The sequence below is a fragment of the Streptomyces mabaensis genome, assembly GCF_053763515.1.
In genome coordinates this window covers 178,913-197,340 of the sequence record NZ_JBSOPZ010000001.1, presented here as the reverse complement: position 1 = coordinate 197,340, position 18,428 = coordinate 178,913, and the positions used below count along the sequence as shown (strand labels likewise).

Here is an 18,428-nt window from a genome sequence, read left to right as displayed (position 1 = left end):
CTGTCAGTCCCGAAACCCGTGTGTCCCGCCGCCGCCCCGCGGCGCGGGCTGCCGCCACCGCCGTCGATCCGGGGCGCTGGCCCGACGTCGCTTCCCTGCCCCGGAGCTCGCGGACCAGAACCGCGGTCGCCGAGCTGATCGTCCGGCGCGCGCTGGGCGGACTCCCGCTGCGGGTCCGCCTCGGGGGCGGCGAGACGCTGGGTCAGGGCGGCCCCCTGATGGAGGTGCACGACCCGCACGCGTTCTTCCGCCGGATCGGCGCCGGCGGCCTGATCGGCTTCGGCGAGTCCTACATGGCCGGTGAATGGGAAACCCGGGACCCCGTCGGTGTGCTGACCGCACTTGCCGGCAACGCCGCCACGCTCGTCCCCGCCTCGCTGCAACGACTGCGCTCGGTGTGGGAGCTGAAGAAACCGTCCGCGCAGCGCAACACCCCCGAGGGTGCGCGGGACAACATCAGCCACCACTACGACCTCTCGAACGACCTCTTCTCGCTCTTCCTCGACGAGACGCTGTCGTACTCCTCGGCCCTCTTCCGCGGCTTTCCCGCCGACCAGTCGCTGCTGGCCGCCGCCCAGCACCGCAAGATCGACCGTCTGCTCGACCTCGCGCAGGTCGGCCCCGGCACCCAGCTGCTCGAAATCGGCACCGGCTGGGGCGAGCTGGCCATCCGCGCGGCCCGGCGCGGGGCCCGCGTCCTGACCGTCACGCTCTCCCGGGAACAGCAGGCGCTTGCGCAGGAACGCATCCGCGCCGAGGGCTTCGAGGACCGGGTGACCGTGCTGCTGCGCGACTACCGGCGGGTGCTCGGCCAGTACGACGCCATCGTCAGCGTCGAGATGATCGAAGCCGTGGGCGAGGAGTTCTGGCCGGACTACTTCATCACCCTGGACCGGCTGCTCGCCCCCGGCGGCCGGATCGCCCTCCAGGCGATCACCATGCCGCACGACCGGCTGCTCGCCTCCCGCACCACGTACACCTGGATCCACAAGTACATCTTCCCCGGCGGGATGCTGCCGTCCGTCGAGGCGATCGAGCAGGTCACCGCCGCCCGCACCGGGCTGCGGGTGGCCCGGCGGGACGCCTTCGGGGCGCACTACGCCGAGACGCTGCGGCTGTGGCGTGAACGCTTCACCGAACGGGCCGCCGAGGTCGAGGCGCTCGGCTTCGACGAGACCTTCCGCCGTATGTGGACCTTCTATCTCGCCTACTCCGAGGCCGGCTTCCGCTCCGGCTACCTCGACGTCCAGCAGCTGCTGCTGGCGAAGGAGGGCACCCCGTGCTGAGCCCCACCCCGAGCCACCAGGGTGTGGCCCAGCAGCTCGCCCCGCTGATCGAGCAGCTGCTCGGCGGCCGGCTGCCGCTGCGGCTGCGCGCCTGGGACGGCAGCACCGCCGGTCCCGCCCAGGACACCGGCGCCCCCGTCGTCGTACTGCGCTCGCGCCGTGCCCTGCGCAGGCTGCTGTGGCAGCCCGACGAACTCGGCCTGGCCCAGGCGTACATCACCGGTGAGCTGGACATCGAGGGCGATCTGGCCGAAGGGCTGCGCACGATCTGGAGCGCGGTGCGCTCGCGCGGCCTCGGGGCGCCCCGCCTCTCCCTCGGCGACCGGAGCCGGGCGGCCGGCGTCGCGCTGCGCCTGGGCGTGGCCGGCCCGCGCCCGCCGGCGCCCTCCTCCCAGGCCCGGCTGAACGGGGCCGTGCACAGCAAGGCCCGTGACCGCGCCGCGATCAGCCATCACTACGACCTCTCCAACGACTTCTATGCGCTGCTCCTCGACGAGACGATGGCGTACTCCTGCGGGTACTGGACCAGCGAGGACCCCGGTTACGGGCCCGCCGACGCCCAGCGCGACAAGCTCGAACTCATCTGCCGCAAGCTGCGGCTCCAGCCCGGCATGCGCCTGCTCGACGTCGGCTGCGGCTGGGGCTCGCTGACGCTGTACGCGGCGCAGGAGTACAAGACGCAGGTCACCGCGGTCACGCTGGCCCGCGAACAGGCCGAGTACGTACGGGCGCAGGTGCGCGAGCGCGACCTGGAGGGCCTCGTCGACGTACAGCACTGCGACTACCGCGACATCGAAGGCGGCTGGTACGAGGCGGTGTCGACCGTCGAGATGGGCGAACACGTCGGGGACGCCGAGTACCCGGCCTTCGCCGCCACGCTGCACCGGATGCTCAGGCCCCAGGGGCGGCTGCTGGTGCAGCAGATGTCCCGGGGGGCCGTCGCACCCGGCGGCGGCGCGTTCATCGAGTCGTACATCGCCCCCGACATGCATATGCGCCCGGTCGGCGCGACCGTTTCCCTGCTGGAGGACGCCGGGCTGGAAGTACGCGCCGTCGAGTCGCTGCGCGAGCACTACGCCCGTACCGTCGGCGCATGGCACGACACGCTGGAGAAGCGCTGGGACGAGTTCACCGCGCTCGTCGGTGAGGAGACCGCCCGGGTGTGGCGGCTGTATCTGGTGGGCGGCCGGCTGGCCTTCGAGGAGCGGCGGATGGGCGTCGACCAGATTCTCGCCGTCCGTCCGACGGCGAACGGGGACAGCGGGATGACCGACACCCCGGGGGCCTGGTACGAGGGAGGCGGCAGGCGGTGAACGGCTACCCCTGGGGGGCGTTCGGGCAGAGCCTCGGCGCCACCGCGGCGGCCGGGTTCGCCGTCATGCTCGTCACATTCGCGCTCGCCGTCGCCAAGCGGCTGCACCGGATCGTGGACGTGGCGTGGGGGATCGCCTTCACCGCCGTCGCCGTCGTCTCGTACGCCCTGTCGGCGGGGGAGGGGGACGACGGGCGGCGACTGCTGGTCACGCTGCTCACCGCCGTCTGGGGCCTGCGGCTGGCCGGGCACATCGCCGCGCGCGGCCGCGGACACGGCGAGGACCCGCGGTACGAGAAACTGCTCGCCAAGGCTCGCGGAAACCGCGAGCTGTACGCGCTGCGCATGGTCTATCTGTTGCAGGGCGCCCTGGTCTGGCTGGTGTCGCTGCCCGTCCAGGCCGCTCAGTTCATCCCGGGGCCGGTCTCCGTGATCGGCTGGGCGGGCGCCGCGCTGTGGGCCGTCGGCATGTTCTTCGAGGCCGTCGGGGACCGGCAGCTGCACCGCTTCAAGTCGGACCCGGCCAACAAGGGCCGGGTGATGGACCGCGGGTTGTGGAGCTGGACCCGGCACCCCAACTACTTCGGTGACTGCTGCGTCTGGTGGGGCCTGTTCCTGATCGCCTGCGACGACTGGACGGTGGCCGCGGCGACCGCCGTCGGTCCGCTGGTGATGACCGCGCTGCTCACCCGTGGCAGTGGCAAGGCCCTGCTGGAACGTCATATGGCCGGGCGCCCCGGCTACGCCGAGTACGCGGCCCGCACCAGTGGTTTCTTTCCCCGGCCGCCGAAGAAGCGCTGAGCGGTCGAGCGCACAAGGCCGACCCAACTGACCCGGCCGTCCGCCGAAGCGGACGGCCGGGTCAGTTGTCGGTCCGTCAGTGGTCCGTCCGAGGTCCGTCAGGCCGGGAAGGTGAGCAGCCCCAGCGGAGTGGACGTCGGCTGCGGGGAACCGCCGGCCGGTTCGACCGTGATGCCCATGCCCCCGGCGGAGCCGACCGGGCCGTCCATGAGCACCGCGCGGGAGTCGGCCGAGGACTCCAGGAGCCCGGCGGGCCGCATGGTGCCACCGTCGTCGAACCACAGCTGGTACACCTTGCCGCTGGGCGGCTGCGGCAGCCCGGACGCCAGGAAGACGGCCTTGTCCCGGCTGTGCGAGACGACCACCGTGCCGGTGGCCCCGTCCCCCAGCTTCCCCGCGGTCGTACGGGCGTCCGGCGCGGCGAGCACCGAAGCGAGCTCCGAGACCTGCTGCCGCGACTGGCGTGCCTGGTCCCGGGCTTCCTCTGCCTCCTGGTACTGCCATATGGCCATCCCCCCGAAGGCCGCGGCCGCCGCCACACAGGCCGCGAGCGCGAAGCGGGAGACCCTACGGCCCCGCCGCGCGCCGCCGTGCCGGCGGGCATGCTGCGCGACCCAGGGCGGATCCTGGCGCTCGGCCGAGATCCGCCGCATCACGTGGTCCTTGAGCGCGGGCGGCGGGGTCACGGTCATGGCCATCCCGAGCCGGCTCGCGGTGGCGGTCAGCTCCCGTACCTCCTGGGTGCAGGGCGGGCAGTCCTCGAGGTGACGCTGGAACTCCGCGCGCTCGTCGGGTGCCAGCGCGTGCAGCGCGTAGGCACCGGTCAGGGTGTGCAGATCGGCGGAGTTCATACGCTGACCCCCAGGCAGTCGCGCAGCCGGATCAGCCCGTCGCGCAGTCGAGTCTTGACGGTGCCCAGGGGCACGGAGAGCAGCTCGGCCACTTCCCGGTAGGCGAGCCCCCGGTAGTACGCGAGCGTCACCGACTGCCGCTGCAGCTCGGTGAGGGTCCGCAGACAGCGGCGCACCTGCTCGCGTTCGAGGCGGGCCTCCACCTGCTCGGTGACCTGGTCGAACGCGGGTGTCTGGTCCAGCAGGGCGGCCCGGTGTTCGCGGTCGCTCGACGCCTGTGCCGAACGCACCCGGTCCACGGCCCGCCGGTGGGCGAGGGTGAGCACCCAGGTCATGGCGCTGCCGCGGGCCGGCTGGTAGCGGGCGGCGCTGCGCCAGACCTCGATCAGGACCTCTTGGGTCACTTCCTCCGACTGGGCCGGGTCCCGCAGTACGGAACGGATCAGGCCCAGTACGGGCCCACACACCGCGTCGTAGACCCGGGCAAAGGCGTCCTGGTCGCCACGGGCGACCAGGACGAGCAGTTCCTGCAGATCGGGGCCCGCCGGGGCGGTTCTCCCGAGGTGCACGGGTTCGTTCACGCGGCTTTCCTCCACGATGCGGACAGGCAGGCCGCCAGGAGCGGGCCTCATCCGACATTCGTAGCAGGCGCCCCGGCGGATTGGTGCGGCGCGGCCCCTGTTGGGCGGATCACGTCAGGGAGGCCGGGGCCACGGCGCTGATCCGCCGGACAGGCCCTACGCCGCCGGCGTTTCCTGTTCCGCTTCCACCTGCTCGTTCCACTGGCGCTTGGCGGCCCGCCAGGCCTCGTCGGTCTGGCCCAGGCGCCAGTAGCCGGAGATCGACAGGCGCTCGCGCGGGACGGCCCGGTCCCGGCGCAGGTGGCGGCGGAGTTCCTTCACGAATCCGGCCTCGCCGTGGACGAAGGCGTGCACGTCGGCCGAGGGGAAGTCGAGCGCACGCACCGCGGCCACCAGGGCCTCGCCCACCGGCCGCTCCCCGCGGTGCAGCCAGGTGACCTCCACGCCGTCCGGCGAGACGGTCTTCTGCTCGTCCTCCGCGCCCGCGACCTCCACGAGCGCGTGCACCACGGCACCGGACGGCAGCCGCTCCAGCGACGCGGCGATCGCGGGCAGCGCGCTCTCGTCACCGACGAGCAGATGCCAGCCGGCGGCCGGGTCCGGCGCGTAGGCGCCGCCGGGCCCCAGGAAGCGCACCGGCTCGCCGGGCTGGACGCGGGCGGCCCAGGGGCCTGCCACCCCCTCGTCGCCGTGGACGACGAAGTCGACCGTCATCTCGAGGTGGGCCGGGTCCCATGCGCGCACGGTGTACGCGCGGGTGCGGGGCCAGTGCTCGCGCGGGAACTCGGCACGGATGCGCTCAAGGTCGAACGGCTCCGGGTAGCTGACGCCCTCGGCCGGGAACAGCAGCTTGACGTAGTGGTCGGTGAACTCGTCCGCGCCGAGACCGGCCAGTCCCGCACCGCCCAGGACCACCCGCACCATGTGCGGCGTCAGCCGCTCGGTGCGCACCACCTGCGCCTCGGTCACCTTCGGCTGCTTGCGGGCGGGTGCTTCTGCCACGGTGGGTCTCCCTGATGGTCTTCTTAGGCTTGCCTAAGTCGGCCTGCCCAAGTTAACACCTCAGGTGCCCAGGACGGCGAGCAGCCGCTGCAGCGCTCCACCGAGCCCCCACCGCGCCGCGAGCGCGTCGAGCGCCGCCGGGTCGCGTGGCCCGGCGGGAAGCGCCGGGTCGAAGTCCGGCAGCGGTACGTCCGTCGCGACCCGGACGACCTTAGGCGCGACGGCGATATACGGCCGCGACTCGTCCAGCCGCTTGCGCTGCGAGGGGGTCAGCTTCGACCGGGGGTCGTCGACCGCGGCCATGATCCCGGCCAGGTCGCCGTACGCGTCGATCAGCTTCGCAGCGGTCTTCTCGCCGATGCCGGGCACGCCGGGCAGCCCGTCGCTCGGGTCGCCGCGCAGCAGCGCCAGATCGACGTACCCCGGTCCGTCCACGCCGTACTTCTCGCGCAGTACCGCCTCGTCGGTGACCGCGAGCGTGCCGACGCCCTTCAGCGGGTAGAGCACCCGCGCCTGCCGGGCGTCACTCACCAGCTGGTACAGGTCCCGGTCACCCGTGACGATGTCCACCGGGCCCTTGGCGTGGGTCGCGAGCGTGCCGATCACGTCGTCCGCCTCGTACCCCGCGACGCCGACCCGGGCGATGCCGACCGCGTCCAGGACCGCCTCGATGATCGGGACCTGCGGGGCGAGCGTGTCGGGGATCTCCTCCTCGTCCGGGCCCACCTCCGCCTCCACGGCGACCCGGTGCGCCTTGTACGACGGAATCAGCTCCACCCGCCACTGCGGCCGCCAGTCGGCGTCCATGCAGGCCACCAGCTCGTCCGGGCGGTGGTCCTGGACGAGCCGGCCGATGAAGTCGAGCAGGCCGCGGACGGCGTTCACCGGCGTGCCGTCCGGGGCCCGGACGGAGTCCGGGACGCCGAAGTAGGCCCGGAAGTAGAGGGAAGCGGTGTCGAGGAGCATCAGGCGTCGCGTCACATCCCCGATGATGCCGCACCCCACTGACAGCGGTCGCGCGTGAGGTGGATCACCTATGCGTTTGCACCTGCCAAGCATGGGCAGGCGCGGGCCCGGAGCGGAACCGGTAACAGATTCAACCAGTTGTCCGGCACGCGGGCCGAATCCGCGCCGCTCCACGACCTGCCGACGGGGGAGGCAGGTCGTTTTTCCGTTCAACGCGTGAGGTGTATGTGTCCAGGCTGCAGGCCGACCACCTGTACAAGGTGTTCGGCAGACGACCCGACGAGGCGGTGCGCAGGCTCGAAGCCGGCGCCGGCCGCGACGAGCTGCGCGGCGAAGGAACGACAGCCGCGGTGATCGACGCGTCCTTCAGCGTCGAACCGGGCCAGATCTTCGTCGTCATGGGTCTCTCCGGATCCGGCAAGTCCACCCTGCTGCGCATGCTGAACGGACTGCTGGAGCCCACCTCGGGGCACGTGCTCTTCGACGGCGAGGACCTGACGGCCCTCAGCCCCCGGGCCCTGCGCGAGGTCCGCTCCAAGAAGATCAGCATGGTCTTCCAGCACTTCGCGCTCTTCCCGCACCGCAGCGTTCTGGAGAACGCGGCCTACGGACTCGAGGTGCAGGGAGTCGCCCGCGCCGAGCGGGAGAAGCGGGCCACCGAGGCGCTCGAACTCGCCGGACTTGCCGGCTGGGAGAACTCCTGGCCGGACGAGCTGTCCGGCGGGATGCAGCAGCGCGTGGGCCTGGCCCGCGCGCTGGCCACCGACGCCGACCTGCTCCTCATGGACGAGTCGTTCAGCGCGCTCGACCCGCTGATCCGCCGTGACATGCAGGATCAGCTGCTGGAGCTGCAGAGCCGGCTGAAGAAGACGATCGTCTTCATCACCCACGACCTCAACGAGGCCATGCGCCTCGGCGACCGGATCGCCGTCATGCGCGACGGAAAGATCGTCCAGATCGGCAGCGCCGAGGACATCCTCGTCACCCCGGCCAACGACTACGTGGCCTCCTTCACCCAGGACGTCGACCGCTCCCGGGTGCTCACCGCGGGCGCCGTCATGGCCGGCCCGGACACGGTCCTGGGCACCCGGACCGACGGCGGCAAGGTGCTCCGTACCGCGCAGGACGTCCTCAACGCCGCGCCCGCCACCGTCGGCGCCGACACCCCGGTCATCGAGCTCTTCACGCCTTGTTCCACCAGCGACGCGGACGTGGCGGTGACCGACGCCGAGGGCAGGCTCATCGGCGTCGTGCCGCGCGCCCGGTTGCTCGCCGTGCTCGGCGAGCCGGCCCCGCAGGACGCCGCCACGCGGGTCCCGGCCCAGACCCGTCAGGAGGTGACCGCCGGTGCCTAGGCTCCCCATGGGCGACTGGGTCGACAGCGGTGTCGACTTCCTCCAGCTCCACTTCTCCTGGCTGTTCGACGCGATCAGCTCGCTGGTCACCGGCATGTACGACGGCATCGACGCCGCGCTGTCCGCGCCCGAGCCGCTGCTGTTCGCCGGAATCCTCGCCGTGCTCGCCTGGTGGCTGCGCGGTCTGCTGGCCGGCGGACTCGCCTTCGCGGGCTTCGCGCTGATCGACTCGATCGAGCTGTGGGACGACGCGATGGCCACGCTGTCGCTGGTCCTCGTCGCCACGCTGGTGACCCTCGCGCTCGCCGTGCCGCTCGGCATCTGGGCGGCCCGGTCGCGCACGGTCAGCGCCGTGCTGCGGCCCGTCCTGGACTTCATGCAGACCATGCCGGCCATGGTCTATCTGATCCCCGGCATCATCTTCTTCGGCGTGGGCGTCGTCCCCGGCATCATCGCGACGATCATCTTCGCGATGCCTCCGGGCGTACGGATGACCGAGCTCGGCATCCGCCAGGTCGACAAGGAACTCGTCGAGGCGGCCGAGGCGTTCGGTACCACCCCGCGGAACACCCTGCTCCGCGTCCAGCTGCCGCTCGCACTGCCGACCATCATGGCCGGCGTCAACCAGGTGATCATGCTGGGCCTGTCCATGGTGGTCATCGCCGGCATGGTCGGCGGCGGCGGCCTCGGCGGCGCGGTCTACCGCGCCATCGGCAATGTCGACATCGGCCTCGGCTTCGAGGCGGGCGTCTCCATCGTCGTCCTCGCCATGTACCTGGACCGGATCACCGGCGCACTCGGCCGCCAGGTCTCCCCGCTCGGCCGCCGCGCTGCCGCCAAGGCGAATGCGCTGCAGGGCATGAAGATCTGGAACCACCGCCCACAGCCCGCCGTCGCGCTCGCCGGCGTGGTCGTCCTCGCGCTCGTCGCGGGCGGCATGAGCATGTTCGGCAGTCCCGCCACGTCCGTGACCGCGTCGGGCGCGCAGAACGTCGGAAAGGGCAAGCACATCGAGCTCGGCTACATCCCGTGGGACGAGGGCGTCGCGTCCACCTTCCTCTGGAAGGAACTGCTGGAGCGGCGCGGCTTCGAGGTGACCGCGAAGCAGTACGAGGCGGGCGCGCTCTACACCGGTATGGCCAACGGCCAGATCGACTTCCAGACCGACGCCTGGCTGCCCGTCACCCACGAGAAGTACTGGGCGAACTACAAGGACAAGCTCGAGGACATGGGCTCCTGGTACGGCCCGACCTCGCTGGAGCTGAGCGTTCCGTCCTACGTCAAGGGCGTCGACTCGCTGGCGGACCTGAAGGGCAAGAGCGGCACGTTCAAGGGCCGGATCATCGGTATCGAGCCGAGCGCCGGAATGATGGGCATGCTCAAGGACAAGGTCCTCAAGGATTACGGCCTGGACGGCGAGTACAAGGTCGTCGACGGCTCCACGCCCGGCATGCTGGCCGAGCTGAAGCGTGCGTACGCGAAGCAGGAGCCGATCGTCACCACGCTGTGGTCCCCGCACTGGGCGTACAGCACGTACGACCTGAAGAAGCTCAAGGACCCCGAGGGCAGCTGGGGCAAGGGCGACGGCGTGCACACCCTGGCCCGCAAGGGCTTCGCCGCCGACCACCCCGAAGTCGGCAAGTGGCTGGCGGGCTTCAAGATGACCGAGAAGCAGCTCACCGGTCTCGAAGCGAAGATCCAGCAGGCCGGCAAGGGCAACGAGCAGCAGGCCGTCGAGGACTGGCTCGAGGCGACTCCCGGCCTCGCCGACAAGCTGGCCCCGGTGGGCGGCTGACCGGCGGTCCAGCGAAGGGAACAAGGGGTGGGGCCGCACCGGCGGCCCCACCCCTTTCGTATCGGGAGTCGTATCGGGAGCGATTGTCAGTGGGGAGTGGCAGAGTCTTCTGGGTACCGCGGAACAGTCCGGACCAGGACCGTGCAGGAAGAGAAGAGGGCGCCACCATGGACTACACGATCGAGGTCATCAGCATCCCCGTGACCGATATCGACCGGGCCAAGGAGTTCTACGCGGACAAGTGCGGCTTCCGCGTCGACCTCGACACCGAGGTGGCGCCGGGCATCCGCATCGTGCAGATCACGCCGCCGGGCTCGCGGTGTTCGATCGCGCTGTCCGAGGGCATGCCGGCCTCCCCGTTCCAGTCGGAGATGAAGCCCGGCACCCTGCGCGGCGTGCAGATCTGCGTGACCGACATCGCCGCCGCGCGCGCCGAACTGTCGGGACGCGGCGTCGACATCAGTCCCGTACAGCATGTGGGGCCCGCGGGCTGGGAAGAGGGAACCGGCGAGACCTGGAACTCCTTCGCCTTCTTCGACGACCCGGACGGCAACGGCTGGCTGCTCCAGGAGGCGCCGTCCCCGCTGTCCGAGCGGTAGCAGCCGCAGGAGACGAAGTGGCGGCCCGGGCGTAGCTAGGGCCTGTCCGGGCGCCAGTACCCCAGCGCGTTGACGCGGTGCTTCGGAACGGCCAGTTCCTTACATGCGTACGTGGTGAGGGACCGGGTCGTGGCCGTGTCGCAGGCGATCCACACATAGGCGGAGGCCGGGTCCCCGAGCAGCCCGGGCAGCGCCGCCCGTACCTCGTCCACCAGGTGGGCGCCGGCCTCGCGCCGGGGAACCCGGCGCAGCTCGCGGTGCGCCGGGTCCAGCCGTACGGGCAGCTCGTCGTCCGAGTCGTGCGTGGTCTCGAACCAGATCGTCGCCGGCACCTGCCCGATCGCGTCCAGCAGCGAGTTGATCGCCGGCAGCGAGGCGGGGTCGCCGACCACGAACAGCCGCGACGGCAGCGGGTCGGGCGCGGCGAAGCCGGTGCCCTGGAGCGTCGCCTCGATCGTGTCGCCCGGCTGCGCCTTGCGTGCCCAGTCGCTCGCGCAGCCGTCGTGCAGGGCGAACTCCAGGCTGAAGGTGCCGGCTTCGGGGTCGGCGTCCACCAGGGTGTAGGCGCGCTGGTGCGGCTTGCCGCCGTTGTCGAACCACAGCCGTACCCACATGGTCGGATGCACGCCGGTCGCGCCGAGCATGCCGCCGTCGGTGAGACGGACCCGCCGGAAGTGTTCGGTCACCTGCTCGGAGCCCGTCACAGTGAACACGAAGTCCTTGCCCCGCATGAGCTTGAGGACCACGCCCTCCCAGCCATGTCCCACCACGGTCTCCTCCCCCTCGGCACGGGGCCGGCCGCCCCCCTGCACGATTGTTCTTCCCTGCCACCGTCACTTAGGTTAGGTCAGCCTAACCTAAAGCAGATGGGGATCAGTGTGAGCATCGAGGTCTACCGGGACGCCTGGGGGATTCCCCATCTCCGGGCCGGCAGTGCGCGCGAACTCAGCTACGCGCAGGGCCGCAACGCCGCCACCGACCGTGCCTGGCAGATCGAGGTCGAACGGCACCGCGCGCAGGGCACCACGGCCGCCTTCCTCGGCGCCGAGGCCGTCTCCTGGGACCGGTTCGTCCGCCGGGCCCGGCTGGAGGACACCGCCCGGCGCTGCTTCGCCCGGCTCGACGCGGACACCGACGCATGGGTCAGGAGTTACGTCGACGGGGTCAACGCGGGCCTGCGCGAAGCGGGGCCCCGCGCACCGGAGTTCGCGGCCACGGGGTTGATGCCCGGCCAGTGGCAGCCGTGGACCCCGCTGGCGATCTGGCTGTCCACGCACATCCTGTTCGCCGGCTTCCCCACCAAACTGTGGCGCGAGGAGGTCGCCCGCGTCCTCGGTGACGCGTCCATCGAGCTGTTCGCCACCGACGGACCGGGCACCTCGGGCAGCAACGGCTGGCTCGTCACCGGCGGACGGACCGTCACCGGGGCGCCGCTCATCGCGGGCGACCCGCACCGGTTCATCGAGGACCCCGGCGTGTACCAGCAGATCCACCTGGCCTGCCCGGAGTTCGACGTGGTGGGCCTGGCCGTACCGGGCGTCCCCGGCATCGGCCACTTCGGGCACACCGGGTCGGTCGCCTGGGCGATCACCAACGCCATGGCCGACTACCAGGACCTCTACCGCGAACAACTGCGGCGCACCGGGGCGCAGGTCGAGGCACTCGGCCCGGACGGCTGGCGGCCGGCCGCCGTGCACACCGAGACCATCGAGGTCGCGGGGGCCCCCGCCGTCGACGTGGAGGTGATCGAGACCGCGCGCGGACCCGTCATCATCGGCGGACCGGACGAGGCCCACGCGATCAGCCTGCGCTGCCCCCCGCGGGTGCGCGAGGACCTCGGCTTCGGCGCCCTGCCCGCGCTGCTCAGGGCGACGACGGTCGCGGACGTGGACCGCGCCTTCGACCGCTGGGCCGAGCCCGTCAACGTCGTACAGGCGGCCGACACCGCGGGCGGCCTGCTGCACCGGATCGCCGGGGCCGTGCCGCTGCGCCACCGGGACAACCAGCTGCGCGTCGTACCCGCCTGGGAGGCCGGCCACGAGTGGCGCGGCTGGCACGAACCGCTGCCCCGCGAGGACGTCGACGGCGTCGCCGTGATGGCCAACCAGCGGGGCCTGGCCGGCCCGCTCGGCGTCGAGTTCGCGGCCCCCCACCGGGCCGACCGGATCCGGCAGCTGCTGGACGACTCGGCGGCCTGGTCCGCCAAGCGCATGGCAACGGTCCACACCGACACCCGCCTCGCCTCCGCCGAGCCCCTGCTGGACCTGCTGGCCGGCCTCGACGGACTCGGCCCGGACGCCGTAAGGCTGCGGGAGGCGCTCCTCGGCTGGGACCGCCGGATGGACGCAGCGAGCACCGCCGCCGGCGCGTTCGCCGCGCTGCGCTCGGCGGTGGTGCGCCGGCTGGCCGCCCGTCCCGAGCTGGCGGGGCTGGCCGAGCCAGCGGCGTACCCGGACACGTTCCAACCCTGGCTCGCCCTCGTCACCAGGGTCGCCTTCGCCTTGGAGGGGCTGCTCACGACCGCGCTGCTGCCCGGCATCGACCGGTCCGAGCTCGTCAGGGCGGCCGCCGAGGACGTCGCCGCCCGGCGCGGGACGCCGGTGCCGTGGGGGCAGACGCACCGGCTCGCACCCTGGCAGGCGGTGCCCCCGGCCGTCCCCGAGGAGTGGCCGGGGCTCTCCGGCGACCACGACTGCGTCCTGTCCACCTCCAGCGTGCCCGGGCTGACCGACCTGAGCGCCCGCGCCTCGGCGGCGCGCTACGTGTGGGACCTCGCCCGGCGCGAGGACAGCCTCTGGGTGGTCCCGCTCGGTGCCTGCGGGATCCCGGGCGACGCTCACCACCGCGACCAGCTGCCCCTGTGGGTACGGGGCGAACTCGTCCCCGTGATCACCGACTGGAACCACCTGACCCTCACCGAGGAGCACCATGACGTCTGAGTCCACCGCCGTGTCCGCCCCTGCCGTGTCCGCCCCTGCCGTGCCCGCACCCCGCGCGGCCGTCCACGAGCAGCTCGTCGACGGCTTGGGAACGGTCCGTATCGTCCCGGTGGACCCGCCCGCCGACGCCGCGGTGATCCACCGCTGGGTCACCGAGGAGCGGGCCCGGTTCTGGGGCATGGGCGACACCACCCGAGAGCAGGTCGAGGAGATCTACACCCATCTGGACTCCCTGACCACGCACCACGCGTACCTGGTCCATCTGGGTGACGAGCCGGTCGCGCTGTTCCAGACGTACGAGCCGGAGGCCGACCGGGTCAGCGAGTGCTACGACGTCGAACCGGGCGACATCGGCGTCCACCTCCTGCTCGGCCCCGCCACCGGCGGGCCGCGGCCCGGCTACACCGCCGCGCTCCTCTCGGTCTTCGTCGGCCATGTGCTCTCGGGCCCCGGCCGGCGGCGCATCGTCGCCGAACCGGACGCGCGCAACGAGAAGGCGATCGCACGCCTGCAGCGCACCGGCTTCGCCCTCGGACCCGAGGTCGTCCTCCCCGAGATCGACCTGCCCGAGGTCTACCTGCCCGAGAAGCGGGCCCGGCTGGCCTTCCTCACCCCGGAGTCGTTCGCCGCCCGCCGCTGAACCGTTCTCTCCAGTACGGCCGCGGGCCGAAGCTGCGTAAGGTGCTGTCAGTACACCGCAGCGCCGACTGGACGAGGAGGGGAGACCGGGCGAATGACCGCGAAGAGCGACATGAAGGACAAGGACAAGGAACCCCTTCGGGTCGGTGCCGCCGTACGCAGGCGGCGCCGGGCCCTGGGCCTCACCCTTGCCACGGTCGCGGCCCGCAGCGGTCTGTCCATCCCGTTCCTCAGCCAGATAGAGAACGAGCGGGCCCGCCCCAGCATGCGCTCGCTGCAACGGGTCGCGGACGCCCTGGAGACCACGGCCGGGCAGCTGCGCGCCGCCTCCGACTCCGCCCGTACGGTCGATGTCGTGCGCGCCGGTGCCGACCCCGGGCTCGAGGCCCGGGTCCGCTCGCTCGTCCGCGGCCGGCACCAGCTGCGCGCCGTGGAGTTCACCGGCGAGCAGGAAACCGGGCGGGAGTTCCAGCACCGCAACGACGAGCTGATGTACGTCGCGGACGGCGCCGCCGAGGTGGAGGCCGAAGGCCGGGCGTACCGCCTGGAGCGGGGTGACACCCTGTTCCTCTCCGGCGGGGTACGGCACCGCTGGCGCGCCACCGCCCCTGGTACCCGGATCCTGGTCGTCGCGGTCGCCGGTCACGTCGACGGGACCGGCGACCCCCGCCGCTGATTCGCCGAAGGGAGCGCTGCCGTGCGCGTCGTCTCGCTGGTCCCTTCCCTCACCGAGGCCGTGGCCGTCACCGCCCCGGGCCTGCTGGTCGGGGTCACCGACTGGTGCACCCATCCGGCGGACCTCGCCGCCGCACGCGTCGGGGGCACCAAGAACCCGGATGTGGAGGCGGTCGTCCGGCTCCGCCCGGACCTGGTGATCGCCAACGAGGAGGAGAACCGCGCACCCGACCTGGCCGACCTGCGGGCCGCCGGGCTCGACGTCATGGTCACCGAGATCCGCGACCTCCCCGGCGCCTTCCGCGAGCTGGAACGCGTCCTGGTGACGGGCTGCGGACTGAGCAGGCCCCGCTGGCTGGACGAGGCCGAGGCCGCGTGGGCGGCCGTCGTCCCGGCCGCGCAGCGGCGGGCCGTCGTACCCGTCTGGCGGCGGCCCTGGATGGTGCTGGGCCGGGACACCTTCGCCGGGGACCTGCTGGCGAGGCTCGGGGTGGAGAACGTGTACGCCGCCCACGCCGACCGCTACCCCCGCATTCCGGTGGACGAGCTGACCAGGGTGGACGCCGATCTCGTGGTCCTGCCGGACGAGCCCTACCGGTTCACCGCGGAGGACGGCCCCGAGGCGTTCCCCGGGCTGCCCGCCGCGCTGGTCAGCGGCCGCCACCTCACCTGGTACGGGCCCTCACTGGGCGCGGCGCCCGAGGTGCTCAGCGCGGAGCTGCGAGCAGCGCACCGCTGAGCAGCCCCCGCAGCGTACGGAAGCCGGCGACCGACCACGCGGCCAGCAGGAACACGAACAGCCCGGCCGCCAGCCACCCGAGGGCGGCGAGCCCGGTGTGCCGGGCCAGCCCGGCGGCGCCCGTGACGCACGTACCGACCGGGAAGGTGAACGCCCACCAGGTCATCGCGAACGGCATCCCGTTCCGGGCCGCCCGCACCACCATCGCCCCGGCGAGCGCCAGCCACAGCAGCGCGAAGCCCATCACCGGCACCCCGTAGACGACGGCGAACGCGCCGAGCGCACCGGCGTACGGCTCGCCGATCGCGCCCGGCGCCACGTCCGCGAGCTGGTTGACCGCGGTGGTGGACTGGCCGAGCGGCCCGAGGACGAGGAAGAGCACGGGCGTCAGCGCGAGCGGCAGCGGCCCGCCGTGGACGAGCCGGGCGAACACCAGCGGCAGGATGAGCAGGGTGGCCAGCAGGCTCAGCCCGAACATCGCGTAGCAGGCGAGCAGCATGGCCTCCCGCGGCTGGCCCGCCGGCAGGTACGGGACCAGCAGCGGGCCGAGCGCGGCGGACACCATCGGCGCGACCACCGGCAGCAGCCAGACGGGCGAGGCGCTGCCGGGCCCGGCCTGGTGCCGTACGACCATCAGGTACGGGATGGCCACCGCGGCCGCCAGACCGACGGCCGTGCCCGCGGTGAACAGCACCACGTCCACGGCGACGGCGGCCCCCGTGCCGATCAGGTCCCGGCCCACCAGGAGCGTGCCGCCACCGACCGCCAGCAGGGCCATCGCCAGGCACCCGTGGAACGGCGCCATCGAGGGGTCGAGCAGATGGGCCATGGCCTGGTCGCGGTGGTGCCACCAGTGCCCGGCGCGGGCGAGCAGGACGACGGCCAGCAGCACGGCGGACAGCGCCCAGAAGGCGACGCAGAGCCCGCGCAGCCCCGGTATGGCGTACGGCAGGGCCGAGCCGGCGCTCGCCACGATCGCGGTGCCCATGACGGTGGCGTACCAGTTCGGGCCGAAGTACCGCAGTACCGGCGGACGGACGGGCGCGGGGCCGGTCTCCGGGCCGGTCTCCGGCAGGGTTAGCGGACTGGTGCGGGGCTGAGCGACGGTGGCCATGCGTCCACCCTCGCGGTGGAGGGACCCCTCCCACCAGGGACGACATCTCTATGGGGGCATAATCTGCATTTATGAGCAGCGCTGCACAACCGGCCGTCCCCCTCTCCCACCGCGTGCCCGACCTCGGCGCGCTGGAGCTGCTGCTCGCCGTCGCCCGGCTCGGCAGCCTCGGCCGGGCGGCCCGCGAACTCGGCATCACCCAGCCCGCCGCCAGCAGCCGGATCCGGGCCATGGAACGGCAGCTCGGCGTGGCCCTGGTCGACCGCTCGCCGCGCGGCTCCCGGCTCACCGAGTCCGGGGCGCTCGTCACGGACTGGGCGGGGCGGGTCGTCGAGGCGGCGGAAGCCTTCGACGCCGGGGCGCAGGCGCTGCGCGACCGCCGCGACTCGCGGCTGCGCGTCGCGGCCAGCATGACGATCGCCGAGTACCTGCTGCCCGGCTGGCTGATCGCGCTGCGCGGCGAGCGCCCCGGCACGGCCGTGTCCCTGCAGGCCGGCAACTCGGCAGCCGTCGCCGAACGGCTCCTCGCCCATGAGGCGGACCTCGGCTTCGTGGAGGGGCTGGCCACGCCCGAGGGCCTCGACTCCGCCGTCATCGGCCGCGACCGGCTGCTCGTCGTCGCCGCCCCCACCCACCCCTGGGGCCGCCGCCGCAAGCCGCTGGACCCCGCCGAACTCGCGGCGACCCCGCTCATCCTGCGCGAGAGGGGCTCCGGCACCCGTCAGGTCCTGGACGCCGCGCTCGCCGCGTACGGCGGCCTCGCCGAGCCCCTCCTCGAACTCGCCTCCACGACGGCGGTGAAGGCGGCGGCGGTGAGCGGCCACGGGCCCTGCGTCCTGAGCGAACTCGCGGTCGGGGAGGAGCTCTCGTCCCACCGGCTGGCCGAGATCCCGGTGGAGGGCGTTTCCCTGCGCCGCGACCTGCGGGCGGTCTGGCCCACGGGCACCCGCCCGGCCGGCCCGGCCAGGGACCTCCTCACCCTGACCCGCCGCACACCGTAGGCCCGGCGGGGGCCCGAGCATGTCCGTTCAGGACGTGGAACGGGCCGCCGCCGCGGTCACCAGGGCCTTCATCACCCGGAGGTCCTGGCCCATCTCCGGGTGCCACTGGACGCCCAGCACCCAGGGGTCGCCGGGCAGTTCGACGGCCTCCACCGTCCCGTCCGCGGCGTGCGCGGAGACCACCAGGCCGTGGCCGAGCCGGTCCACGGCCTGGTGGTGGTACGTGGGTACGTCGGCCTCCTCGGTCACGATCCCCGCGTAGCGCGTGCCGTGGACGGGCTTCACCGGGTGCGCGCCGAACGCGCCGACCGCCTCCGTGTGCCCCTCCAGGTGCTGGACGAGCGTGCCGCCCAGCGCCACATTCAGCAGCTGCATGCCCCGGCAGACACCCAGCAGTGGTGTTCCGGACTCCAGCGCGGCCGCGATCAGGGCGAGTTCCCACGCGTCCCGCTCCTCGGCGGGCGGACCGGTCCGGGGCTCGCGCTCGGCCCCGTACCGGCCCGGATCCACATCGGGACCACCGGCGATGACCAGTCCGTCCAGCCGGGCCACCACCCGCGCCGCCGCGGCCGGTTCGTCCGGCGGCAGCATCGCGGCGAGCCCGCCGGCCGCCTGGACCAGCCGGGGGTAACCCGCGGGCAGCAGGGCGGCGGGCAGGTCCCACACGCCCCACCGCGCGGAGGACTCCAGGTAGGTGCTGACACCGATCAGCGGCTCGGTCACGGGTGGTTCCTCCGGTCATACGGTCATACGGTCGTGCGGACGGCGGACGG

The 18,428-nt window shown here is 72.8% G+C and carries 18 protein-coding genes; 11 read left to right on the top strand and 7 right to left on the bottom strand.

Annotation, left to right across the window (positions count from 1 at the left end):
• Window positions 1-20 precede the first annotated feature (20 nt).
• Genes ACWV17_RS00960 through ACWV17_RS00950 form a run of 3 tightly spaced genes read left to right on the top strand, consistent with a single transcriptional unit; the run spans window position 21 to window position 3,399 of the window.
• Window positions 21-1,286 (top strand): class I SAM-dependent methyltransferase, encoded by a 1,266-nt coding sequence (locus ACWV17_RS00960; protein WP_455355179.1) that lies wholly within the window; start codon window positions 21-23, stop codon window positions 1,284-1,286.
• Window positions 1,280-2,599: a class I SAM-dependent methyltransferase gene (locus ACWV17_RS00955; RefSeq protein WP_455358058.1), complete on the top strand. Its 1,320-nt coding sequence runs from the start codon at window positions 1,280-1,282 to the stop codon at window positions 2,597-2,599. Before ACWV17_RS00960 ends, ACWV17_RS00955 begins: the two co-directional genes overlap by 7 nt.
• Entirely contained in the window at window positions 2,596-3,399 is an 804-nt protein-coding gene (locus ACWV17_RS00950) for a DUF1295 domain-containing protein (protein ID WP_455358057.1), read from the top strand. Before ACWV17_RS00955 ends, ACWV17_RS00950 begins: the two co-directional genes overlap by 4 nt.
• A gap of 98 nt (window positions 3,400-3,497) precedes the next feature.
• Here the strand turns inward: ACWV17_RS00950 and ACWV17_RS00945 are convergent, their stop codons facing one another.
• From ACWV17_RS00945 to ACWV17_RS00930, 4 genes are all read right to left on the bottom strand, one after another.
• The gene (locus ACWV17_RS00945; protein WP_455355083.1) at window positions 3,498-4,250 is read right to left on the bottom strand and encodes an anti-sigma factor; all 753 of its coding nucleotides are present in this window, start codon (window positions 4,248-4,250) and stop codon (window positions 3,498-3,500) included.
• Window positions 4,247-4,882: a sigma-70 family RNA polymerase sigma factor gene (locus ACWV17_RS00940; RefSeq protein ID WP_455355084.1), complete on the bottom strand. Its 636-nt coding sequence runs from the start codon at window positions 4,880-4,882 to the stop codon at window positions 4,247-4,249. Before ACWV17_RS00940 ends, ACWV17_RS00945 begins: the two co-directional genes overlap by 4 nt.
• Window positions 4,883-4,987: 105 nt before the next feature.
• A complete protein-coding gene (locus tag ACWV17_RS00935; protein ID WP_455358056.1) occupies window positions 4,988-5,833 on the bottom strand; it encodes a siderophore-interacting protein in 846 nt (281 codons plus the stop codon).
• 60 nt (window positions 5,834-5,893) lie between these two features.
• A complete protein-coding gene (locus ACWV17_RS00930) occupies window positions 5,894-6,799 on the bottom strand; it encodes a 5'-3' exonuclease (RefSeq protein WP_455358140.1) in 906 nt (301 codons plus the stop codon).
• 227 nt (window positions 6,800-7,026) lie between these two features.
• Between ACWV17_RS00930 and ACWV17_RS00925 the strand changes: the two genes are divergently transcribed.
• The 3 genes from ACWV17_RS00925 to ACWV17_RS00915 all read left to right on the top strand — a co-directional run bounded on the left by ACWV17_RS00925 (window position 7,027) and on the right by ACWV17_RS00915 (window position 10,548).
• Window positions 7,027-8,154 (top strand): quaternary amine ABC transporter ATP-binding protein, encoded by a 1,128-nt coding sequence (locus tag ACWV17_RS00925; protein ID WP_455358055.1) that lies wholly within the window; start codon window positions 7,027-7,029, stop codon window positions 8,152-8,154.
• Entirely contained in the window at window positions 8,147-9,949 is a 1,803-nt protein-coding gene (locus tag ACWV17_RS00920; RefSeq protein ID WP_455358054.1) for an ABC transporter permease/substrate binding protein, read from the top strand. Before ACWV17_RS00925 ends, ACWV17_RS00920 begins: the two co-directional genes overlap by 8 nt.
• Before the next feature lie 167 nt (window positions 9,950-10,116).
• Entirely contained in the window at window positions 10,117-10,548 is a 432-nt protein-coding gene (locus ACWV17_RS00915) for a VOC family protein (RefSeq protein WP_455355088.1), read from the top strand.
• A gap of 35 nt (window positions 10,549-10,583) precedes the next feature.
• On the opposite strand, the gene ACWV17_RS00910 is transcribed toward ACWV17_RS00915, so the two are convergent.
• Window positions 10,584-11,315, bottom strand: a complete 732-nt coding sequence (locus ACWV17_RS00910) for a siderophore-interacting protein (protein WP_455358053.1) — start codon at window positions 11,313-11,315, stop codon at window positions 10,584-10,586.
• A 111-nt stretch (window positions 11,316-11,426) separates the two neighbouring features.
• Between ACWV17_RS00910 and ACWV17_RS00905 the strand changes: the two genes are divergently transcribed.
• The 4 genes from ACWV17_RS00905 (at window position 11,427) to ACWV17_RS00890 (ending at window position 15,540) form a co-directional block, all read left to right on the top strand.
• Window positions 11,427-13,487 (top strand): penicillin acylase family protein, encoded by a 2,061-nt coding sequence (locus ACWV17_RS00905; protein ID WP_455358139.1) that lies wholly within the window; start codon window positions 11,427-11,429, stop codon window positions 13,485-13,487.
• Entirely contained in the window at window positions 13,477-14,127 is a 651-nt protein-coding gene (locus ACWV17_RS00900) for a GNAT family N-acetyltransferase (RefSeq protein ID WP_455358052.1), read from the top strand. The genes ACWV17_RS00905 and ACWV17_RS00900 overlap by 11 nt, the downstream gene beginning before the upstream one ends.
• A 93-nt stretch (window positions 14,128-14,220) precedes the next feature.
• Window positions 14,221-14,802, top strand: a complete 582-nt coding sequence (locus ACWV17_RS00895) for a helix-turn-helix domain-containing protein (protein ID WP_455358051.1) — start codon at window positions 14,221-14,223, stop codon at window positions 14,800-14,802.
• Window positions 14,803-14,823: 21 nt separating this feature from the next.
• Complete coding sequence (locus ACWV17_RS00890; protein WP_455358050.1) at window positions 14,824-15,540, top strand: helical backbone metal receptor; 717 nt, start codon at window positions 14,824-14,826, stop codon at window positions 15,538-15,540.
• On the opposite strand, the gene ACWV17_RS00885 is transcribed toward ACWV17_RS00890, so the two are convergent.
• Window positions 15,509-16,654, bottom strand: a complete 1,146-nt coding sequence (locus tag ACWV17_RS00885) for a TDT family transporter (protein ID WP_455358049.1) — start codon at window positions 16,652-16,654, stop codon at window positions 15,509-15,511. The two genes, ACWV17_RS00890 and ACWV17_RS00885, sit on opposite strands and share 32 nt — an antisense overlap.
• Window positions 16,655-16,725: 71 nt before the next feature.
• Here ACWV17_RS00885 and ACWV17_RS00880 point away from each other — a divergent pair, with 71 nt between their 5' ends.
• On the top strand, window positions 16,726-17,655 hold the full coding sequence (locus tag ACWV17_RS00880) for a LysR family transcriptional regulator (RefSeq protein WP_455358048.1): 930 nt from the start codon (window positions 16,726-16,728) through the stop codon (window positions 17,653-17,655).
• A gap of 27 nt (window positions 17,656-17,682) precedes the next feature.
• Here ACWV17_RS00880 and ACWV17_RS00875 read toward each other — a convergent pair whose 3' ends face one another.
• Window positions 17,683-18,378 carry a gamma-glutamyl-gamma-aminobutyrate hydrolase family protein gene (locus tag ACWV17_RS00875; protein ID WP_455358047.1) on the bottom strand — a complete coding sequence of 232 codons (696 nt, stop codon included), beginning with the start codon at window positions 18,376-18,378 and terminating at the stop codon, window positions 17,683-17,685.
• Window positions 18,379-18,428: the final 50 nt, after the last annotated feature.

What these genes read in the sequence shown, in the direction of transcription:
- ACWV17_RS00945 (WP_455355083.1), bottom strand. Translation starts at nt 4,250, where the DNA reads ATGAACTCCGCCGATCTGCACACCCTGACCGGTGCCTACGCGCTGCAC.
- ACWV17_RS00940 (WP_455355084.1), bottom strand. Translation starts at nt 4,882, where the DNA reads ATGAGGCCCGCTCCTGGCGGCCTGCCTGTCCGCATCGTGGAGGAAAGC.
- ACWV17_RS00930 (WP_455358140.1), bottom strand. Translation starts at nt 6,799, where the DNA reads ATGCTCCTCGACACCGCTTCCCTCTACTTCCGGGCCTACTTCGGCGTC.
- ACWV17_RS00915 (WP_455355088.1), top strand. Translation starts at nt 10,117, where the DNA reads ATGGACTACACGATCGAGGTCATCAGCATCCCCGTGACCGATATCGAC.
- ACWV17_RS00900 (WP_455358052.1), top strand. Translation starts at nt 13,477, where the DNA reads ATGACGTCTGAGTCCACCGCCGTGTCCGCCCCTGCCGTGTCCGCCCCT.
- ACWV17_RS00895 (WP_455358051.1), top strand. Translation starts at nt 14,221, where the DNA reads ATGACCGCGAAGAGCGACATGAAGGACAAGGACAAGGAACCCCTTCGG.
- ACWV17_RS00885 (WP_455358049.1), bottom strand. Translation starts at nt 16,654, where the DNA reads ATGGCCACCGTCGCTCAGCCCCGCACCAGTCCGCTAACCCTGCCGGAG.
- ACWV17_RS00880 (WP_455358048.1), top strand. Translation starts at nt 16,726, where the DNA reads ATGAGCAGCGCTGCACAACCGGCCGTCCCCCTCTCCCACCGCGTGCCC.